14 protein-coding genes are annotated in these 20069 nt (G+C 45.9%); 7 read left to right on the top strand and 7 right to left on the bottom strand.

Translation table 11 applies throughout. From position 1 onward, the window contains the following. Positions 1–86: 86 nt before the first annotated feature. Positions 87–638, top strand: coding sequence for a hypothetical protein (locus QUA77_RS25715; protein WP_333453355.1), 552 nt, complete (start codon positions 87–89; stop codon positions 636–638). Positions 639–821: 183 nt separating this feature from the next. Here the strand turns inward: QUA77_RS25715 and QUA77_RS25720 are convergent, their stop codons facing one another. Beyond that, positions 822–1736, bottom strand: coding sequence for a PPC domain-containing protein (locus tag QUA77_RS25720; protein ID WP_333039331.1), 915 nt, complete (start codon positions 1734–1736; stop codon positions 822–824). Positions 1737–1829: 93 nt separating this feature from the next. Here QUA77_RS25720 and QUA77_RS25725 point away from each other — a divergent pair, with 93 nt between their 5' ends. Further along, positions 1830–3533 carry an NAD(P)/FAD-dependent oxidoreductase gene (locus QUA77_RS25725; protein ID WP_333039330.1) on the top strand — a complete coding sequence of 568 codons (1704 nt, stop codon included), beginning with the start codon at positions 1830–1832 and terminating at the stop codon, positions 3531–3533. 619 nt (positions 3534–4152) lie between these two features. Further along, positions 4153–5862, top strand: a complete 1710-nt coding sequence (locus QUA77_RS25730; protein WP_333453343.1) for an ABC transporter ATP-binding protein/permease — start codon at positions 4153–4155, stop codon at positions 5860–5862. A gap of 456 nt (positions 5863–6318) precedes the next feature. On the opposite strand, the gene QUA77_RS25735 is transcribed toward QUA77_RS25730, so the two are convergent. Continuing rightward, positions 6319–6510, bottom strand: coding sequence for a tyrosine-type recombinase/integrase (locus QUA77_RS25735; protein WP_333119758.1), 192 nt, complete (start codon positions 6508–6510; stop codon positions 6319–6321). 189 nt (positions 6511–6699) lie between these two features. Between QUA77_RS25735 and QUA77_RS25740 the strand changes: the two genes are divergently transcribed. From QUA77_RS25740 to QUA77_RS25750, 3 genes are all read left to right on the top strand, one after another. After that, positions 6700–7182, top strand: a complete 483-nt coding sequence (locus QUA77_RS25740) for an FxLYD domain-containing protein (protein ID WP_333453345.1) — start codon at positions 6700–6702, stop codon at positions 7180–7182. Between the two features lie 306 nt (positions 7183–7488). Then, on the top strand, positions 7489–9216 hold the full coding sequence (locus tag QUA77_RS25745) for an ABC transporter ATP-binding protein (protein ID WP_333039322.1): 1728 nt from the start codon (positions 7489–7491) through the stop codon (positions 9214–9216). 255 nt (positions 9217–9471) lie between these two features. Further along, positions 9472–10089: a Uma2 family endonuclease gene (locus QUA77_RS25750; protein ID WP_333039319.1), complete on the top strand. Its 618-nt coding sequence runs from the start codon at positions 9472–9474 to the stop codon at positions 10087–10089. Between the two features lie 102 nt (positions 10090–10191). Here the strand turns inward: QUA77_RS25750 and QUA77_RS25755 are convergent, their stop codons facing one another. Together QUA77_RS25755 and QUA77_RS25760 are read right to left on the bottom strand one after the other, a co-directional pair. Then, positions 10192–10401 carry a hypothetical protein gene (locus QUA77_RS25755; RefSeq protein WP_333039316.1) on the bottom strand — a complete coding sequence of 70 codons (210 nt, stop codon included), beginning with the start codon at positions 10399–10401 and terminating at the stop codon, positions 10192–10194. A 19-nt stretch (positions 10402–10420) separates the two neighbouring features. Then, complete coding sequence (locus QUA77_RS25760; protein ID WP_333453348.1) at positions 10421–14881, bottom strand: WD40 domain-containing protein; 4461 nt, start codon at positions 14879–14881, stop codon at positions 10421–10423. Positions 14882–15335: 454 nt separating this feature from the next. Here QUA77_RS25760 and QUA77_RS25765 point away from each other — a divergent pair, with 454 nt between their 5' ends. Continuing rightward, entirely contained in the window at positions 15336–15692 is a 357-nt protein-coding gene (locus tag QUA77_RS25765; protein ID WP_006631047.1) for a hypothetical protein, read from the top strand. A gap of 43 nt (positions 15693–15735) precedes the next feature. Here the strand turns inward: QUA77_RS25765 and QUA77_RS25770 are convergent, their stop codons facing one another. The 3 genes from QUA77_RS25770 to QUA77_RS25780 all read right to left on the bottom strand — a co-directional run bounded on the left by QUA77_RS25770 (position 15736) and on the right by QUA77_RS25780 (position 19369). After that, complete coding sequence (locus tag QUA77_RS25770; protein WP_333453350.1) at positions 15736–16713, bottom strand: YegS/Rv2252/BmrU family lipid kinase; 978 nt, start codon at positions 16711–16713, stop codon at positions 15736–15738. A gap of 180 nt (positions 16714–16893) precedes the next feature. Continuing rightward, entirely contained in the window at positions 16894–17622 is a 729-nt protein-coding gene (locus QUA77_RS25775) for a DUF3891 family protein (protein ID WP_333453352.1), read from the bottom strand. A gap of 145 nt (positions 17623–17767) precedes the next feature. After that, the gene (locus QUA77_RS25780; RefSeq protein WP_333453354.1) at positions 17768–19369 is read right to left on the bottom strand and encodes a metallophosphoesterase; all 1602 of its coding nucleotides are present in this window, start codon (positions 19367–19369) and stop codon (positions 17768–17770) included. Positions 19370–20069: the final 700 nt, after the last annotated feature.

Raw genomic sequence — 20069 nt, forward strand, 5'->3', positions numbered from 1 at the left:
CTGCCTATCTTTTTTTACCACAAGTTGGCTCAATCCTTACTAGCTATGGGTTTTGGGTGGGTTGTCACCCCCCCAGGGCTGCGCTTGTGGGTCTTTTGGTGAGCCACGAGCAATTAGATGCGGGGCAAAAATGCGATGAGGAGGAGGAAGTTTTGACTCGGTACGAATCTCAAGAGGATAATTTTAATGCACCTGAAAATGCGCGCTCCAAGGGCAATCTTAAATCTGATCCCAATTCTGTTGATTTGACGGTTTGGGAGTACAAGATTGTGCGGGCTAGCAACGATTTGTTCCGCAATCCTGCGATTTTTCACAAGCTGTGCGGGGAAGAGGCGGAAGCTGGCTGGATTTTGCTCGAAAAACTCGACGACAGGCGGGTGCGGTTCAAACGTCCGATCGCGCTGCGGGATGCCCCGAGGCAGAATTTACCAACGTTTGACCCTTACCGCACTCATTACGGCCCGATCTCGAATACGATGACTTGGGCTGCGGGGATCGTGTTTCTGAGTGCGATCGTGCTTCCTGCTGTTTTGGGCTATGCTTTGGTGTCTACTACTCTCACCAGAAGTCGCTCTAATTGGCCTCCGACACCTGTTCAATCTTTGCCTTCTCCCAGCGGGCCAGCAACTAATAAGTGAAACCTGGGCAAATTGTCGCTCGCCCTTTTTGCAACCTGTTTTATAGCAAGTCTAAATCCTTTGTAAACCCGATGTTTTTTTACGAACCGCGAAGGCGCAAAGACCGCGAAGGGAGAGAGGAGAAGTGAGGAGAAGTCTGGGGTGGTTTGGGTAATTTAGGCTTGCTATATACGTTATTTTGATTTAAAATTGGGGCGGTATTACTGAGGGAGCGGCTAGCAATCTCAAGTCATAATTTGTATCGCCTTGAAATTGAGAAACGCGGACAAAATAAGTCCCCGCAGGTAAAGCCCCATTGCTGACAATTGTTTCTGAAGCCGTGCCTAAATTGTTAGACGAAGCAATAAGATCATCTAATCCAACTGCGCCGTTGCCGTTGAGATCTTGAATTAATTCAACATCAACATCTGCACTCAAACCGTCAACAGTTACACTGAAAAGGCTGGGAGTATTGAGGATGAAACTGTAAATGTCGGCTGGTTCCGCTGCTCCCACCAAATCGCTCGCCGTTTGAATTTCTGTGAGAATGCCCAGGCTTTTTGCTGCGTTCAAATTGTCGGCGGGATCGGGGAGAGTGCTCAACAGTCCTTCTTGTTGACCGAATTGAATGTAATGGTCGATCGCACTTTTAACTGCGCCACTATTGACTGCTGCTGCTACCAGCGGATATTTTTCTAGATAAAAGCTGGGATCGAAGAAAACGCTGGCTTTGCGGTTTTCTAATTGACCGGCTTTGAAGTAGTGTTCAAAAGGGGTAAATTGATTTGTTTGGACTGCTGTCTGAACATCTGGGTTGCTTGCTAAATAGAAACCAACATCGAAGAAAGGGTTGGGGTTGCGTCGTTCAAATTGACCGAATCTAATAAAGTGATCGGCTGCTGAAAAGCCATTGAGTTTGGCTGATACCGCTACATCTGTATTGGTGTCTAAATAATAGCTGGCGTCGAACAGGGCATTCGGGTCGCGATTTTCAAATTTGCCAATTTTTCGGTAGTGATCGAAGGGACTCGATACCGTGCCTCTGGCAACTGCTACGGCCACATCTGGGTTGTTTTCGAGATAAAATTTGCTGTCGAACAGTGTTCTGAGGGTTAGCATTATTAAAAAAATCTCTCTGGACTTTAGTCTGGAAATTGCACGATCGAGAATCCAGTTTACATCAAAGTTTTGTTTTGTGAGGATGTCTTAATTATGGCTAAATCTGGACTGATGGCAATGCTGCGCCGCGCTGCGAGTATTGCTCAGAAATCAAGGGAAACGGGCATTCCGGCTGATGAACTGCTGGGGATGCTGAGCGCTGGCATTCCCAATTCTCCCATATCTCGGCGCCGCTTGCTGCACGGAGGTTTAGCTGCTGCGGGGGCTGTGGCTGCTGCGACTTTTACCAGGGAGGGAGGGGGAGCTTTTGCTCAACAGGGCGGACGATCGCCGATTTTGGTTGTGGGTGCGGGGATTGCGGGTTTGACGGCGGCCTATCGCTTGCGCCAAGCGGGCGTGCGCGCCGATATAATCGAGGCAACTAACCGCGTGGGGGGGCGGATTCGCACTATTCCCAAGGTGGCTGGAACGCTGATTCCGGCGGATCTGGGGGGAGAATTTATTGACACCGGCCACACTAATTTAATCTCGCTGGCGACGGAATTGGGTTTGCGGGCGATCGACTTAGCCCAAGTGCAGAGTGGACTGGTGAAGGATACTTTTTTCTTTCAAGGGCGCCGCTTTTCTCTTGAGCAAATAATCGCAGATTTTGCGCCGCTAGCGAGTAAAATTACTGCTGATTTGGAGGCGGTTGGCGATGAAATTAGCTATCAAGATTTTACAGAAGCAGCGGAAAGATTGGACAATCTTTCGATCGCTGAATATGTAGATCAAGCTGAGACTAGCACGATTGTCCGGCAGCTACTCCGCATTGCTTATACGGGAGAATACGGTCGAGATCCTGAAGAACAGTCGGCGTTAAATCTGCTGTTTTTAATCGGTTCTGAACCGGGCAGTTTTGAATTGTACGGCAACAGCGATGAGCGTTATCAAATTGACGGGGGTAATAGTCAAATTATCAACCGTTTGGCGGGTCAATTGTCTGGTTCGATCGAGGCGGGGACGGTTTTGGAAGCGATTACTCTTTTGCCGGATGGCCGCTATCGGGTAAATTTGCGATCGGGACAAAGCGCCTTCGAGCGCACTTACGAGCGAGTTTTGTTAACTTTGCCGTTCAGCACTCTGCGAGACGTTAAAATTAACGTACCTTTGCCCCAACCGAAGCGTAGGGCGATCGAGCAATTGGGTTACGGTACTAATTCTAAGTTAATTACCGGCTACCGCAGCCGAATTTGGCGGGAACCTTATCGATCGACTGCTTCTGTTTATAGCGATTTAGGATTCCAGAGTACCTGGGAAGCTACGCCTTTTGTTGCTACTCCTAACGGTTTAGTTACTAATTTTACAGGAGGAAAGCAGGGTTTGTCGATCGGTGCCGGAACTCCCGAAGACCAAGCACAAAGATTTTTGAACCAATTTGAAAGAGTTTTTCCCGGAGTGAGAAATTTGCGATCGGGCAAAGCTGTGCGAGCTTATTGGCCGGGAGAACGCTTTTCTAAAGGTTCTTATTCCTGCTATTTAGTCGGACAGTGGACGCAAATGTACGGGGTTGAAGGCGAACGAGTTGGCAATTTATATTTTGCCGGGGAACACACTTCGCTGGAAAATCAAGGTTACATGGAAGGCGGTTGCGAAACTGGACAAAGGGCGGCTGTTGAAATTTTGCAAGACTTGGGTTTGATACCTTCTGCTGATGCTTTGAATGCTCGAACTGCGAGTAATTTGAACAATCGCCGTCCCAGCCGGAAAGTTCCCGGAGCGCAGAATCTTAGGAATAGAAAGCCGAGTATTAGATAATCTCGCAAGGTGCGTATTTAATGCTTGTTTGCCGTTGCTCCTAGCCCGTGCATCTAATTCTTGTGGGGTGGGCTTGTAGCCCGCCCAAAAATACAATTTAGATGCCCAACAGCTTAAAGCCATTTTACTGATTTTAAATCGGAACTTACCCCCTGCGGGGGTAGTTCTGTGGGCTGTATTCTTTGTCCCGTCTCGGTTTTAGCGACTTGACTGCCGACAAACCGTAGTCATGTATTTAAGATTTTCTCACTCAATATTTAGGGCGAGAGTATTTTTTTATAGATAAATTTAAGCAAAAACCCAGCCACATAAGGGTTGTAAGAGATTGTAGTCATGTAAAAGACTTGGAGGCTCCGGGCAAGTCTCACCTCGCAATGGTTTCAGACGGAACTTACCCCGTGTGCGGGGTAAGTTCCGTTTAACCAGTAAAATTACTGAGGTTTAAGATGTGTCATCTACCTTAAGATAGAAATCATGAAGTTATCCGAGCATCATTAGGGAAGTACCACGGGAGCATCACCCATACCAGGTGTCGCTGATGGACAAGAAGGATGAGAATTGCCCCATCCGCTACAGGTAGTTTCCACCAAAGCACAATTTTTCCTACCCATAAGAAAAGATGAATCAATTGAAGCAGTCGGTAAAGCAGTTTTGGTCTATCGCAAACCCCTACTTCTTTTCCACAGAAAAATGGGGAGCTAGGGGGTTGTTCGCCCTCATAATGTTATTAATGCTAGGTTTCAATGCTGTGGGCATAGTCCAGAGCTATATTATGCGGGACTTGATGAATGCAGTCACGGGAAAGAATGTTTCAGACTTCTATAAGATGTGGCTGATGCTATTGGGTCTGTTTGCCATATTCACGCCCATTATGGTTTTCTTCTTATATTCGCAAAATGTACTGCAACTCTACTGGCGAAAGTGGCTAACGAATCACTTACTGAAGAAATATTTTAGCAATCAAGGTTTCTACAAAATTAAGTTCAATGATAAGGTTGATAATCCCGATCAGCGTTTAGCTGAAGACGTTAATTTGTTTGTTAAGCAAAATATTGATATTTGGGGATTATTATTCAACCAAGTTGTCACAATAATTTCTTTTCTCGGCGTTCTCTTTACAATTGACAAGGCACTGACTTTAGTTGTATTTATACTGGCTGTTTTTAGAACTGTTTTCACTATCTTTATAGGTAAGAGATTAAGTAGATTAAAGTTCAATCAATTACAACGAGAAGCAAATTTTCGCTATAGTTTGGTTCATCTTCGAGACCACAGTGAATCCATTGCTTTTTACCGAGGTGAAGAGCGTGAATTTAGTGCAGTATCACAGCGATTTAATGAAGTATTGAATAATTTTAATAACCTGATTGTCTTGCAGCGTAACCTTGGTTTCTTTACCCAAGGAACAGGGATGATATTTACAAATTTACCTATAGTTTTTTTAGCTCATCGATACTTTGCGGGTCAGATAGATTTTGGGCAGGTAACGCAAGCTTCTGGAGCGTTTGTGTCTATTTTAAGTGCCCTGGGCTTTATTGCCGAGAATTTTGATATGCTAACTAACTTTACCACTCAGATTAATCGTTTAGGAACATTTGATCGGGTTCTGTCCGAGCAAATGGCAGCACCTCGAGCCGGCATGGCAACGATTGATGTTGTGGAACAGCACTATCTCGCTCTCCAACGAGTTACCTTAGAGACGCCTAACTATGAGCGAATCTTAGTTAGAGATTTATCTTTCAAGGTGGGGCAGGGTGAAAGCGTCTTGATTGTTGGACCTTCTGGCGCTGGCAAGAGTTCGTTAATGCGAGCGATCGCAGGATTGTGGAATGGGGGTACGGGTTGCATTGTCCGTCCTAAACCGGAGAAAACGCTGTTTTTGCCCCAACGGCCTTATATGCTGCTAGGGGACTTACGCAGCCAATTGCTATATCCCAACACCAGCGGTCAAGTTACTGATGAACAACTGCACGAAGTACTCGAACAAGTCAATCTTTCCCATTTGCCAGAACGGGTAGGTGGATTTGATGTGGAATTGGAATGGGCTGATGTTTTGTCACTAGGAGAACAACAACGGTTAGCATTTGCACGCCTACTGCTGACTAAACCTCGCTACGCTATTTTGGATGAATCAACGAGTGCATTGGATGTGGCTAACGAGAGACGGCTCTATCAGTTGCTCAAAGAAACAGGAACTGCCTTTATCAGTGTCGGTCACCGTCCGACTTTGGTACAGTATCACGAGCAGGTCTTAAGGCTAGTTGGTAATACCAATTGGCATCTGATATCGGCTAAAGATTACAGCCCCGATCTCGCCGAGTTTGCTTGAAAAATGCAATTGCCGAACTGCAAGTAATGGTCTTTACCGTATCCGACTCAAAATTCCAGGCGTGCGATCGGGTAGAACAGAGTAACTTTTGACCGTACCCGTCCATCACTTCCCTTTTAGGAGTTTTTCAATAGCGTGTTGCCATAGCATTGACATCACTTGAAAGCAGTTGATGAAGACTCCAACGCAGTATAGCAATCCTAAATCATTCAGATAAATTTGTAGGGGTAGTGCCCCCGTGCCTACCCCCTCTCTATCGGGGCAACCACGGGGGGATTGCCCCTACAATAATTACGCAAATCATTTAGGATTCCTATATACTGATAGCGATCGCCATGTTTGAAAAGATGTAGTGGAGAAAGCAGTTATAGTTCTGCTGCCCTAGTCCTACACCAGCAGATGCAACCCGCTACTATCAGCAGGGTTCGCGTGAAGATAGCGACCCGTCGTCTCAATTTAGCTGTGTCCCAATGTTGCTTGCACCAAGTTGATGGGCACACCCCTATTCAATGCCTGACTGGCGGGAGAATGCCTTAGCGAGTGCGGCGAAACTTTCCCCTCAACCTCGGCCCGCTTGCCGGCAGTCGCTACAATTTTGAGAACGTGGGATGAGGTCAAGTGCTCTCCTTTCCTGCTCAAGAACACCACAATCAGTTCTAACGTTTTTGTCCTGGGTTATCTTGAGTAACGACCATGACTTTACTTTACTTTATAAAGTTTGATGTCTTATCATAGCCCAATGCAGCATGAGAGTGACGCGCCATACATATAGATATGCTAGCCTAATTTTAGCTGCATTATATTGTAAAATTAATTTCCTAACTTGCCTAAAAAAGTATGATTTATTTACATTTAACAGTAGCTTTATCTAGTTTACTAATGTCCCCGATATCAGCTCGCCTTTTGATTGCAGACGCTACAAATACAATTGCCCAAAACTCCGAAATTGACGAGCCGTTTTGCTACATGAAAACCCCCGACGGCAAAACAATAGACTTAGGCAAGTTATGCGAGAAACAGCCATCTTTAGGAAATTCCCAAACTTGCATTCCCGGTTCCAACATTGCTGCGAAGGTGTCAATTGCAGCGACTAATTATGACGGCAACTTTTTTAGCGGTAAAGTCCTTAATCAAGGCTGCAAAATAATCAAGAATGTCAAAGTCAATTATGAAGTTTTGGACGAGTCAGGCAATTTAATTGACAACGGATTTATCTACGCTCAACCAGTTACTCTTGCGCCCGGAGAGTCAGCCGCCTTTCGGGGCGAAGTTGTCGCGGGGGCTAAAGTACAGGCTACTCATGCCGACGGTCAGGAATGATTTTAGATTTTAGATTTTAGATTTTAGATTGAAGAATTGGACAGTTAACCCACGGATGAATCCGGGGGCTTTGTATCCCGGATGCTTTCGGTGAAGAATGATTGTTGAGATTTGCCCGATCACTGTTATCATGTTTTGGCTCAGATATCTCTATGACTTACGCAGAGATCCCCCTAAATCCCCCTTCAAAAGGGGGACTTTGAATAATAATCTTGTCCCCCCCTTACTAAGGGGGGTTAGGGGGGATCGAAGTTTGAATATTCTTGCAGAGATCCCCAAAAACAGAATTTGCGAGGGCAAAATATCTTGAAAACTCGATCGACATACTGGCAAATCTTACCCTACCTCCGTCCCCAAAAACAAACCATCGGTAAAGCATTAGCTTGTACCGTAGTATTTACCGTATTTTGGCCGATTATAGCGTGGCTGGTTGGCGAAACAGCCAAATTTATAGGTAAAGGAGATTTACAAGGGTTCGCTCAAATTGCTGCACTCAGCGCCATTATATTTCTACTTCGCGGTACAGCCCAGTACGGTCAAGATACGCTGATGGCAAAAGCAGCTTTGACTATTGCTTTAGAAATCCGCAAAAAAGTCTACTCCCACCTGCAAAAACTCAATCTCGGCTACTTTGAAACTGCCAAAACCGGAGACTTATCCTACCGCCTCACCGAAGATATTGACCGCATTGGCGAAGTCGTAAATAAATTTTTTCATCAGTTTATTCCTTGTATTTTGCAGCTAATTGCCGTCCTGGGATATATGATTTATCTCAACTGGCAATTAACCTTGGGTGCATTAATTATTGCACCGCTGATGGCTATTTTAATTGGCTGGTTTGGCGAAAAACTGCTGAGTTACTCGCGTCAAAGTCAAAATCGCATCTCTGATTTATCCGCTTTGCTGACAGAAGTATTTAGTGGCATTCGTTTAATCAAAGCATTTGTGGCTGAAGACTACGAAATTGCCCGCTTTGCAGAAGAAGCAGAACAAAACCGCCGCGCTAAGTATTTGTCAGAACGAATAAAAGCACTTCAGTTCGTTGTAGTTGGTTTTCTGGAAGCGATGAGCGTGATTTTGCTCTTTTTCTTGGGAGGTTGGCAAATTTCTCAAGGAAATCTTACAGGTACTGAATTTATCAGTTATATTGCAGGGGTGGCACTTTTAATTGACCCCATTGCTATTACAACTGCTAATTACGGGGATTTTAAGCAGGGAGAAGCTTCTAGCGATCGCATTTTTGAATTATTAGCAATTGAACCCGCTGTAGTCGAAAAAGCGGGTGCCATTGAACTTCCCCACGTTACCGGAAAAGTCGAATACCGCAATATTAATTTTGCCTATAACTCAGAGACACCCATTCTGCAAAACATGAGTTTGTTGGTGCTTCCCGGAGAAATGATTGCTCTCGTGGGTGCATCCGGTGCGGGTAAAACTACTTTAGTAAACTTATTACCCAGATTCTACGATCCGCAAGCGGGACAGATTTTAATTGACGGTATTGATATTCAAGATGTCACGTTAAATACTCTGCGGAGGCAAATCGGAATTGTACCGCAGGAAACTATTCTTTTTTCGGGTACAATTGCTCAAAATATCGCTTTCGGTCAATCTTATTATGAACTGAAAGATGTTCAAAAAGCTGCGGAGATTGCTAACGCTCATCAATTTATTAGTCAGTTTCCCGAGGGCTATCAAACTTGGGTAGGAGAAAGGGGTGTAAATTTATCTGGGGGACAGAAACAAAGAATTGCGATCGCCCGTGCAGTTTTGCTCGATCCCAGAATATTGATTTTGGATGAAGCGACATCGGCGCTGGATTCGGAATCCGAAAGTTTAGTGCAGGAAGCGCTGGAAAGATTGATGCGCGATCGCACTGTGTTTATTATCGCGCACCGTTTGGCTACTGTGCGGAGAGCCGATCGCATTTTAGTTTTGGAAAAAGGCAGAATTGTCGAATCTGGGACGCACGAGGAGTTGCTGGAAAAGGGCGATCGATATGCTGGCTACTACGCTCAACAGTTTAGTCAGTAAGGTACGCTAGAAACAGGGTTTTTAGCCGTTTCTGCTGGCCTCAACGAAGTATTGTCGAAAAAACCCGGTTTCTGACTACTCGGGCGCACTTCGACAAGAAACCGGGTTTTTGGCCGAATCTGCTGGCCTCAACGAAGTAGTGTCGAAAAAACCCGGTTTCTGACTACCCGTGCGTAAGTCCTATGAAGAATGATACAATAAATTATCCAACTGGATATTTACTGATTCCAGTTAAAAAGAAGAGGCCGTGCCAACATGATTCAAACCACAGCCAAACTACTAACATTTGAAGAATTCCTAGAGTGGTATCCCGATGGCAAAGGACGTTTCGAGCTACGAAATGGAGTGATAGTTGAGATGAATCCAAACGGAGACCATGAGGAAGTTACAAGTTTTCTAATCCGCAAAATTAACGTAGAAATCGATCGCCTAAATCTTCCTTATATAACACCATCAACCTATTTCGTCAGACCTCCAGCCGCGACTACAGGGTTTCAGCCAGACATCATAATATTAGACAAGCCAGCCTTGATTTCGGAGCCACTTTGGAAAAAATCATCGATTATTACGCAAGGTGATTCTGTTAAACTTGCTGTGGAGGTAGTTAGCACCAACTGGCAAGATGATTACCTGGTTAAAGTGGCTGATTATGAAAGATTGGGTATCCCGGAATATTGGGTTGTGGATTATGCTGCTTTGGGCGGCAAACGTTTCATTGGTAATCCGAAACAACCGACTATCTCAGTTTACCAGTTGGTTGATGGGGAGTATCAGGTTAGCCTGTTCCGAGAGGGCGATCGAATTTTATCGTCTGCTTTTCCCGAACTAAATCTAACTGTTGAACAGGTTTTCGGTTCGATCCAAAGCGAATAGTAATTCGGGTTAGCTTCAACGGTGTAAATAATGACTTGTGTATCCAAGTAAATTGTAGCAGAGGATGGTAGCTTTAGTTGTCCCATGAGTTTCTTTCTGCTTCTAGTTCCGATCGATTTCTTCAACAGTTCTGGAAACATGACGGCTGCGGATTTCTGTAAGCAATTGCAACACTTTACGCCGCCCACCTTGAGGCTTTTCTGGTATAATCACAAAAACTTCAACCTCTTCGCCCACAGATCCCGGAGGCATTTGAATTTCAAGTTTATTTCCTGCAAGAACTTTGGTTGTAATCCGTATTGCTGACTGCATACTTCCTCTTTTGCGATGATTAATTTTCAACAGCCCCTAAAGCTTTGAGCGTGGCTTTTTCAACTTCCGTTAAACCCGTAACTCCTGCAATATTCATGTTTTCATAAGGTCTGTCACTTTTGAGTATTTTGAGGCACTCACCAGTCTCAATATCCCAAATCATAATTGTGCCATCCCGACTGCAACTAGCAATCAGTGTATCATCATAATTGAAGGCAAATGAGTTAATTCTACTGGGGTTATATTGGAAAATTTTTAGACACTCACCTGTACGGATATCCCATAATCTTACCGTGTGATCGACACTTCCACTAGCAACTAACTCACCCGAATAACTAAAGGCCACTGAACGTATCCAATCAGTATGGCCGTGAAAAATATTGAGGCATTCACCGCTATTGATATCCCATAGTCTTACTGTTTGATCGATACTTCCACTGGCAAGTATTTCACCGTTCTGGCTAAAGGCGATCGCGCGTGTCCAACCGGTATGCCCCTGCAAGATTTGGAGGCATTCACCAGTATGGATATCCCACAGCCTCACCGTTCCGTCATAACCTGTACTGGCAAATATCTCGCCCAAAGGACTGAAGGCAACCGAGTATAATGAACTGTTATGCCCTTGCCAGGTTTTGAGGCATTCACCACTGCGGATATCCCACAGCCTCACCGTTTGGTCAGAACTACCACTGGCAAGTATTTCACCCGAAGGGCTAAAGGCGATCGACCGTACTTCTTTTCCACTCTCTAGCAAAATATTGAGGCATTCCCCACTGCGGATATCCCACAACCTCACCGTTTGGTCATAACCTCCGCTAGCAAGTATTTCACCGTTTGGATGGAAGGCAACTAAATGTACCCGATCGAGATGACCCTGCAAGATTTGGAGGCATTCACCAGTGTTGACATCCCACAGCCTAATTGTTTGTTCGTCATCGCCGCTGGCAATAATTTCACCGTTTGGACTAAAGGCTACTGACCTTACTTGAGTGCTATGCCCTTGCAGCGTATTCAAGCATTCACCGCTGTTAATAGCCCACAGCCTCAACGTTTGGTCGTAACTACCGCTAACAAGTATTTCACCAGCAGGATGGAAAGCCACTGACCCTACTTGATTACAATGCGCGTGCAAAGTATTCAAGCATTCACCAGTCTTGATATCCCACAGTTTCGCTGTTTGATCGTAACTTCCACTTGCGAGTATTTCGCCGGAAGGACTAAAGGCGATAGACCGTACTTGATCGAAATGTCCCTCCAAGGTTTTGAGACATTCACCGCTACCGATATTCCACAGCCTCACTGTTTTGTCGGCACTTCCACTAGCAAGTATTTCACCAGCAGAATCGAAAGCAACTGAAAACACGTTTTTAGTATGACCTTGCAAAGTTTTGAGACATTCACCAGTACCGATATTCCATAGCCTCACGGTTCTGTCGCCGCTTCCACTGGCAAGCATCTCACCCGCAGGATGGAAAGCAACTGAAAATACAACTTTAGTATGGGCTTGCAAAATTTGGAGGCATTCACCCGTGCGGATATCCCATAATCTTATCGTGCGATCGAAACTCCCACTAGCAAGTATATTTCCATCAGGATTGAAGGTGACAGACATTACTGCTTCGGTATGTCCCTGCAACACTTTTAAACATTCACCAGTATTGACATCCCATAACTTGATTATTTTGTCATAACTGCCGCTAGCCAGTATCTCACCGTCAGGACTGAAGGCGACAGACTGCACCACGTTGGTATGTCCTTTACAGGTCAATATTTCTCTTCCACTACTAGCTTCCCACAAGCGAACTACGCTATCACTATCACCTGTAGCTAACAGTTTGCCATCAGGACTAAATATTACTGACCGAACACTGCCAAAGATTTTAGTAAAAGCAGAATTAGCCAAATTCGCTTCAGCAAAATTGACGTGGCGCAGCGTCGCATTTGTAAAATCAGCACCTAAAATAACGGCACTAGAGAGGTCTTTACCTTCTAAAGCAGTTTTGTCCTTTTTTAACAACAGCGTAGCCGCATTCCCTCCCACATAACCTACTTCACTTTCAGTTTGACCCCGCGTTGCTTCCAGAATTTCCAGAAGCGGCACAATCCCGGTTTCTGAAACCATCGGCAACAACAAATCCATGACTGCTTTCGTCAGTGGTGCTTGTCCGAAACTCTGACGAAGTTTACTTGAATTTTCAGCAACAAATCCCTGCAAGGGGGCGATAAGTTCGTTGTTATTTCTCTTCTGGGCCTGAAGCTGACAATAATTAGACCAAGTGTATAATTGAGCCTCAGTATTACGATTTACACAAGACTCTTCAGGCGCCACTAATTCGGTAAAATCTGCAGCCAAAACTCCCAATTCTGCTGCAAATTTATAAGCGACAAAAAACTCTAATAACGAACGGTGCGCGGGAGCATAATCGCCATCTGCATTGCGAATCAGCATCGTTTGACCCATCATGTCGTAGTGCCAGTGGTCTAAGTCTTTTTCCTCTTGGACGACGGAACCAAACAAGCTGCGAATGCGATCGGGAAAACCGCGATAATTCAGGCTCATTTGGTTGGTTGACAGCATTTCCCACGATAACTCGCACAAAAAGTAGAGCTTATCTGCCAAAGAAGTAAAAGTCCGTTCTGCTTTGATATCTCTCTCTATCTTCCGCCGCACCGCATACAGATAGATCCGCGACATATCGACTGGTTTTCCAGCTTCAATATCGGGCAATGCTTCCAAAATTAACTCGGTCATCACCGGGCGACGCGCTAAATCTAATAATTGCGGGTTTCCCATCACTTTTTCCACTGTCGCGGCTTCTGTTTGAAATGACAGCGCTTGCCCAATTTGCTCGTCGTTAAATTTCTCTAATTCTAAGACTTCAAATTGGGGAGTTTCGCCTGTTAAAATGGTTGTTGATGCTTGCAGTTCTGCATTGAACAATGCCCGTCCTTCCTTGCCTTCAGGAAAGTGTTCGGTACGGCAAGTGAGGATGACTTTTGCGCCGGGAACGACGGTTTTTGCTAGTTCCCAGAAGTTGTTGATGGTTTCTTGCCGATCGCACTTAGCGGCCATTTCATCAAAACCATCGAAAATCAACAGAAATTTACCCATGCGATTGAGTTGTTCAAAGGCCGAATAACCCGCCAAAGGTATCTCGTGCTTGCGAAAGAAAAACTCGGAAAATAGCGACTCAACGCTAACTGCTTTGGCGTAATCCCGCAAAGGAATTACTAACGGCAAACGCGGACGTTCCAAGCCGCGCTTTTGAGCTTCTTTGTAGCGTTGCAGCGCCATCCAAGCATAGTGCATCGCAAACCAAGTTTTCCCGGTTCCAAATTCTCCTAAAACTGAAATATGTTCTTTAACTGGATCATTCAACCACAGGTCAATATAACCTTCGATCCAGCCATCTCGCCCGTCATAATGACTCACCCCTATCTTGCGCTGAGTATCTGGGTCAATTTCTTCTTTCGTACAGGCTAGTGGCACATATTTGGTATCAATTTCTCGGCTAGTAATTTCTGTTTCTAGCCAATCCAGATAAGCGGTGAAATCGGCATCTTGGTCGAGTAATTCATCAAAGGTATAACAAGCTAAATCGCGATTTTCATCTTTTTCTACTTCATCCCGCGCGGCGCGACTGATGCGGCGGGCGGTGACTAACCAGCCTTCATCGGTGCGCTGTCTTTCCACCGACTCGCGCAAAGCTGAGATATCCCTGAGTCCGGCTTCTCCGGCAATTCCGCGCACTAAAATGCGATCGTACTTTTTGCGTCTGACGGGAACATTGATAATCAATTCAAAATAGTTATCTTCCCAAATTTCATATTTCTCAAACTGATAATTTAATGTTTCAAACCAACCTCGAACTTGTTGCGATAAAATAAAAACTTTAGACTTTTGAATATTGCTTGATTCGGCTGCTGGAAGTGCGGGATAATCTTGAGCTTCCAGTCGTGCAAATTCGGTGCGAATTCCTTCGATAGTGGGGAGGCGTTCGATGCGATCCATTACCATAGATAGGCGTTTTTGCAAAGAGGCGAGCGCATTTCCCACCATCACATCTCCCAGCGTCCGCGTCCGCTTTGCTACTTCCATAAACACGGCGGCAAATGCCATGAATTCCCGTCGGGGGTCAATGCCTAAATCTCGAATTTCTTTGCCTAAAGCACTCTCATTCAGATATTCATCGCCTGCTTGAATTAAAATGGCTGGGCTATCGGACTCGAAAGCTTTGCGAAATGCTGATTCAATCTCTTTTTGGCGAAACAGTTCTAAAATCTGCTTCGGTTTACCAGCGCCGTATTCTACTAAAGTATAAACATAGACTCCGCTAAAATCTGCGGGCGGAGCATCTGGATCGAGGTTAAATCTTTTTAATAATTTGATTACTGTTTCGTTGCGCTGAAACTTGTCTTTGACGGTGCCGAAGGGAATTGCCGTCAGGAGGCTGATAACTAAGTCGAGACTAATTAGCATGATTTAGGCTTTCCTATTTTTCCGTTGAAGTAATGCTCAAATCTAGAATCGGTAGGCTATGTCCCTGAACTGCGCTGCGGGCGATCGCAAACTGCTCTATTTTTATGTTAACCCATCATTTAGACACTCCGCCCAAAAAACCGGGTTGTTACCAAAAGACGCACTGTAGCCCGAAGCTCCCGTAAAAACATGGTTTTTGGGTTCCCATGCCCTCCGACTCCTCGAAACCGGGTTGCTACCAAAAGACGCCTTGCAGCCTGCAGATTCGCTAAAAAACGCGGTTTCTGAGCCATCATGCTATTACCACAGATATTAGCATTTTTTACTAAATATGACCACTATAATACCGAGGAAAAACCGATAAATATTGTATTAAGGATAGCTCTATTTTAGTTGTCATATCTAATTTTTAAAAGTTAAAATATAGATAACTAACAAATAAAATTTGCTATCTATGAAAATACAATCGTCCGTCTTAGTCCACCTGGGATTTGGCAAATATGTACGCTCCGATCGAGTAACAGCAGTAATACCAATTGAAGAAGAACGCGGGCCCGGTCGCCGCACTTTCGTGCACGTAGATGGCGAAGCAGACCCGATCGTTGCTTCGCGCGCCGAAGATACCATTGTTCGCGATTTGGTGCAGGAACCGCGCGAAATAACTCAAGCTCGGCAGCAACAAGAAATCCTCCAAGATTTGCTGGCCGATTTAAGCAATGTTAACGTCACCGTGCGCCGCATCAGCCGGGATGAAGGCGGACTCGATCTCGAACGTTTGGAGCGCCGCATTCGCCAAATCTTAGACGCCTAAAAATAAAAGACCGCCCGCGCGGTCTTTCTTATTGTTTGTATCGCTAAAAATTTTCATCTAAGGGTTTCAATGTAATTTCGATGTCCGCTAAACCGGTGAGTTTTTCTACCACGGGCTCTTCTTCAACTCGCGGTACAAAAATAGTTAAACCTCCCGGAACGCACTCAATAGAAACCGGAGTCATGCCGATGATTTCGCCGTCTACAACCACTTTTTGAGGCGGATCGGCACTAATTGTTACTTTTTTTGCCCGCAAATAACCGATGTCGTCGCGATCCGTAGCATTGCCGCTCAAAGCTGTTTGCAATAGGTGATAAGAAGCTGCGATCGCCCCAGCTTTATTCTGAGGCGCCACCAGCGTCACGTCCAGCAAGCCGTCATCAAAAATAATTCCTGCCGGGCCTTGAGCTAAAATGGAAGTAGGTGGCGCTGCATTCGCCACGGTGACGGCCACAGCAGTAAGGCTGATAATTCTATCTTCGGTTTCGATTTCCGCTTCAAATCTTTCTAAATTGTTTAACTGTTTAATTCCTGAAAGAATGTAAGCCAGCATTCCCCAGCGATTCTTCATTTCGCGATCGGCAAGTTCGACGGTTTCCGCCTCAAAACCCACTCCAGCTAACAAAACCATCGGCATTTCACCGTTGCAAATCGCCGCATCCACCACCCGCGTCAACCCTCCCAAAATATTTTCGCAGGCGGTTTCAATTGTATTCGGAATCTCTAAAGCATTAGCAAAAGCATTAGCCGTTCCCCGCGAAATAATTCCTAAAGGAATATTTGTGCCGACAATCGCCCCAGCAACTGCGGATAATGTGCCGTCGCCCCCGCAAGCAATAATTGCCTCAACTCCTCTATCAACTGCTTCGCGGGCGATTTGATCTGCGTCTAATTCGGGGGTTGTCAGCCGAATGTCTAAGTCAATAAGAGGCTCTAAAAGTTCCTGAATTCTAGCTAAGTCTTGGTCAGGGTCGCTGTTACCGGCGACGGGATTGAAAATTAGGCAAGCTGAACGTTTCATCTTTGGTAATTGGTAAGGGGTAATTGATAATTGGTAATTGCTCATTGATAATATTATGTCCGGTCAATTGGCAACAATCAAATTGGTTTGTAGTGAGAGCTCCAGTCCTCATCAAACTCGCTGGGACTTAAGTTCTCGCTACAAACCTAGAACGGTACAGTATTTGTGCTAGAGGTTTAATTAAGACTTGACAAAAGTCCACTCTAAGACTTCGCGGGGAGCTTTGTGCAACGCTTCCTTGATTTCCTGGTTGCTGTCGAACTTGACTTTATCCAAAACGCACGCTTCGACGTTCACCGTAAACTTATCTTCTTCAAAAGGCCAAGGAGTTACAGTCACGAGTTCGTTGCTGTGCTGTACAATATCGTAGCGCTTTCCGTCCGGGCCGACACTAATTTCTAAAGCTCGTTCTCCGGCGGGTAACTCGCGGCTGCAAAGAATTAATGATAGCCGATCGCACCACTGGAAAAAAGCATAAGCTGCCTTAGCATCTTCCTGAGAAATATTCAACTCTTTTTGCCATTTTTTTTGATTTTCCAGTTGTTCGTCCAAAAACTCGTCGAGTTCCTTCGACTCTCCCCGCTTTCCTTCATTGAGATAGCTCATGTGCATAGAAATCAGCATTGCTACCCACCTACCGCGATATAGGGAATTCTCCGTCATGGCTTTAATTTTAGGCAGAGAAGTTTCCGTCTGCAAGGTAAAATCAAAGGGCGCGCCCGCTTCAGTCAAAATATTTTCTTCCCATTCTTTCTCCAAATCGTCGTGATGGGAAATAGCCGCTATGGTTTCATAGAGGCGAACCGGAGATTTCGAGCGCTTCCACTGTCCGCCAAGTTGCGCCGCGAGTAAAGCGTGGGCGCGGTGGTAAATAATTTCCCAGCCGGTGGCGGTTAAATTAGCAATCATGGAATTTTTGTCCTGAATTAAGTTGATACAAGTATTTTGTGCGAGAATTCGGCTCTCGATCGCCCGTAGCCTTAAAAAAGCGGGAACCGGAATCGGTCAAAGCCCAGGTTTTTAAAGGGGATGGAGACTTACAGAAAAACGACAGTTAAATTACAAAAGGTTCGATCGAGATATCCTGCCATTTCCCCTCAAATCGTTCAACAACCAAAGGTCGGATGCGGAACTTCGGGGGACACCCATCGAGAACATCAATCCGCAAACACGAATAAGGACGGCGTTTGTGGGAACCTTGACCGCTGCGGCCGACAAATAGCAAAGATTCGGCTACCCGCCGGCTGGCTGTTTCGGAACCAGACTGCCGCGCCAACCGATAAGCTTCAGGACTCAATGCTTCCTGCAAGATCGGCCCTTCCGGGCGCTGGCGGCGGAGACTGTGGCCGCTTCCCCCGCAGACAATCCAATTAATCCCAGAGTCGCCGTGTCCAGTATCCCCAGTCCGCAGGTATTCCAAACAGTGAGCGTGGCCAGTCAGCACCAAATCTACTAGCGGACGCCCCCGCGCCACTTCCCCAACTGCATCGGCCACCCCGTCGAGCACCTCGCGCAATCGCCACCTAACCGCCAAAGTTTGAGCTTGATTCCACTTTGTCGCCTCTGTCACGTAGGGGGGGTGGTGTAGGTAAATTACCCGCCCCCGCACGTCGGAATCGTGCCAAGAGTCAATCAGCCTTTTTTTGAGCCATTCGAGCTGTTCAACGTCCGTGGAGGCTGTTTTGTCGGGGGACAGTTGTTTGTCAATATCCATCAACATTTCGTCAACTTGCTCTAACTTGGCGGTCAAGTCGTCTAGCTGTTCGTCTTCCTCGGGAATTTGGGGGTTCAGCCGATCGCACATTTCGAGCATTACCAATTTTTCTTGTTCCAATTTCTGGCGATCGAGTTCCAAATTCTGGCGGCGAATGTCGCCCTGTTTGGTTTTCGGGATCGGTAAGGGCTCGTTGAAGGTGTTGGAGTCGAGGGCGAAGAAGTCTATGCCGCCGCTGCGGAAGGTGTAGTAGCGGTTGGGTAAGCGGGTAAAGCGTCCGGGTTGGTAGCGGAGGCAGCGGCCTGTGCTGGTGCTGGCGGTGTAGTGGGCGTCTAGGTGGCGATCGATCTCTCCCGGCATTTTGTGAGCTTGCAGGTAGTCGAGAAACGCTTTGGCGTAGGTATTTCCGCGATCGGAACCGTGCCAGCCGACATCGAGATCCAACTTGGAACCCAACAGCCGGCGCAGCGGCAAAGCTGTCGCCGACAGAATGCCGTAGACTATCGGCAAGTCGTAATAGTCGTGGTTTCCCGGTACGGGCAAAAACGGAAAATTAAACACCATGCGATCGTAGGCAATGCGAGAGGGATGCTCGCCGCCGACTATAAATTCTCGGTAGGGGCGAATAAAGTTTTGCAAGTAATATTCGCTGGAACCGACGAGATAAACGACATCGCCCGTGTGGAGGACGAAACGGCAAGTTTCGCGTTCGGAGACCATCTGTTCGGCAATCTGCCGCTGGGGATTGTAGCCGCGGTGGTTGCCCGTGCCGCTGTCGCCTACGACTAAAAACGAAAACTCTGGAGAGTCGGTGGTTGGAGATTCCAAAACCATCCGAGTTTGGTCGATTCCCCGATCGACGATCGAGTGTTCTTGCCACCGCACCCGCTCTTTCATTTTGCGGATTTTGACTGTTATTTGCGGGTCGGAAACGAATTTCAATTCACCTCTTCTCCAAAATTGCTGAGTTCCTAGTTAATCATAGTGCAGCGATCGGGGGACTTTTTACCTCTCTCTAAAAGCTGAAAATCGAGGCCGGGTGGTCAGAAACCGGGTTTTTTAGGAGAATACTGCGTTAAAACCGATCGTCACGGCCAAAAACCCGGTTTCTTTAGTTTCTTTGGTTTGACGCGCAGGCAGTCAGAAACCGGGTTTTTGACGAAAATACTTCGTTAAAACCGATCGCCACGGCCAAAAACCCGGTTTCTTTGGTTTTGATGCGATCGCCCCGTATCTAAACTCAAATCAGGGCTGTGCAAATTATGCACAATTAAGTCCCAGTAAGCCATTCAGCTTTTGCCCAAATGTCTAGTAATTTTGCGAAATAGTTTTAAAGTTCTGGACTGGAGGGATTAAACCCCCTAATCTTTTCATCCTCGCAACTATAGGCGAGGAGTGTTAAGGTTTTATTTGATAATCTTAACTAATGCGAATGGGAAGTCCCGCGCTCTACCGAAGGTGAGCGTCGGGATGAAAATGAGCCAAAAAATAAATTGAGCGACAGCGAATCAATATCGTTTTTTTGTTCGCTATGATGATTTTATCGGTATTCTGCAACCTTGATAAATCAATACTTCGGACAGTTTTTAAAGAGGGATACGATCGCAATAAAACAGAGAAGTGAAAAAGTGAGTGAAATCTG

Source organism: Microcoleus sp. K5-D4 (assembly GCF_036704575.1).
GTDB lineage: Bacteria > Cyanobacteriota > Cyanobacteriia > Cyanobacteriales > Microcoleaceae > Microcoleus.

What these genes read in the sequence shown, in the direction of transcription:
- QUA77_RS25760 (WP_333453348.1), bottom strand. Translation starts at nt 14,881, where the DNA reads ATGCTAATTAGTCTCGACTTAGTTATCAGCCTCCTGACGGCAATTCCC.
- QUA77_RS25720 (WP_333039331.1), bottom strand. Translation starts at nt 1,736, where the DNA reads ATGCTAACCCTCAGAACACTGTTCGACAGCAAATTTTATCTCGAAAAC.
- QUA77_RS25755 (WP_333039316.1), bottom strand. Translation starts at nt 10,401, where the DNA reads ATGCAGTCAGCAATACGGATTACAACCAAAGTTCTTGCAGGAAATAAA.
- QUA77_RS25730 (WP_333453343.1), top strand. Translation starts at nt 4,153, where the DNA reads ATGAATCAATTGAAGCAGTCGGTAAAGCAGTTTTGGTCTATCGCAAAC.
- QUA77_RS25725 (WP_333039330.1), top strand. Translation starts at nt 1,830, where the DNA reads ATGGCTAAATCTGGACTGATGGCAATGCTGCGCCGCGCTGCGAGTATT.
- QUA77_RS25770 (WP_333453350.1), bottom strand. Translation starts at nt 16,713, where the DNA reads ATGAAACGTTCAGCTTGCCTAATTTTCAATCCCGTCGCCGGTAACAGC.
- QUA77_RS25775 (WP_333453352.1), bottom strand. Translation starts at nt 17,622, where the DNA reads ATGATTGCTAATTTAACCGCCACCGGCTGGGAAATTATTTACCACCGC.
- QUA77_RS25765 (WP_006631047.1), top strand. Translation starts at nt 15,336, where the DNA reads ATGAAAATACAATCGTCCGTCTTAGTCCACCTGGGATTTGGCAAATAT.
- QUA77_RS25750 (WP_333039319.1), top strand. Translation starts at nt 9,472, where the DNA reads ATGATTCAAACCACAGCCAAACTACTAACATTTGAAGAATTCCTAGAG.
- QUA77_RS25740 (WP_333453345.1), top strand. Translation starts at nt 6,700, where the DNA reads ATGATTTATTTACATTTAACAGTAGCTTTATCTAGTTTACTAATGTCC.